Annotated in this window: 1 protein-coding gene; it reads right to left on the reverse strand. The window is 49.5% G+C overall.

The window, feature by feature from the left end; all coding sequences use genetic code 11:
• Positions 1-823 (reverse strand): RHS repeat domain-containing protein (locus ADI74_RS09800; RefSeq protein WP_049538597.1); only part of this gene is annotated, 823 nt, incomplete at both ends.

The raw sequence follows: 823 nt of genomic DNA on the forward strand, positions 1-823 counted from the left end.
GACATTCTGGCTAAAGCCATACCAGAAGAGGGAGTGTTGGTCCCCACTTGGGGCTGTGTATGGTGACTTACGACCGGACTTGCTTTCCTTTGGCCTGCGTTGGAAGAGCTGATAGGTGTTCTTGCCTTCCTTGCGACTAGCAGTGAAGACGCGGTTGTCATCTCCGTCGTAAAGCGCAGCCATGAGAAGGCCCTTCTTGTCCTTGATCGCAAGCAAGCGGTTCTCTGTATCGTAGATGTAGTCTAGCTTTTCTGAGTTCTTCTCAGAAGCGATGCGATTGCCATTCTTGTCGTAGGTATAGGTGATGGTGCCATCTGGTCCTTCCAGTTTGGTCAAGCGGTTATGGTCATCGTAGGTAAAGCGTGTCTGGCTCTCCTTGCCATCAACTGTCTCGGTGCTAGTCAGCTTATTGCCCGCTAGGTCATAGGTGTAAGAGAGCTTGGAGAGTTTCTTACCAGATGCATCCGATACGGTCATATTTTCCACTTGACCTAGAGTATCGTATGTGTAGGTATGGACTAGGGTTTCGCCATCTTGCTTGATGGTTTCCTTGGCGATATAGCCACCATCATCATACTCATAGCCATAGCTGGAGATAAGCTTGTCCTGCTTATCCACATGACGGAGTTCAGTGAGGCGGTGAGCCTTGTCATAGGTCAAGAAGCTCTTGGTTCCATCTCCCCGAACAACCTCCGTCAGATCCCCTGCTGGATTATAGCTATAGCTGGTCTTTTGTCCCTTGACATCTGTCACGGAAGTGAGGCGATCCAGTTCATCGTAAGTGTAGGAAACTGTGCTACCATCTGGGTAAATCATCTTCGAG

Source organism: Streptococcus pseudopneumoniae (genome assembly GCF_001074565.1).
GTDB classification, from domain to species: Bacteria; Bacillota; Bacilli; order Lactobacillales; family Streptococcaceae; genus Streptococcus; species Streptococcus pseudopneumoniae_J.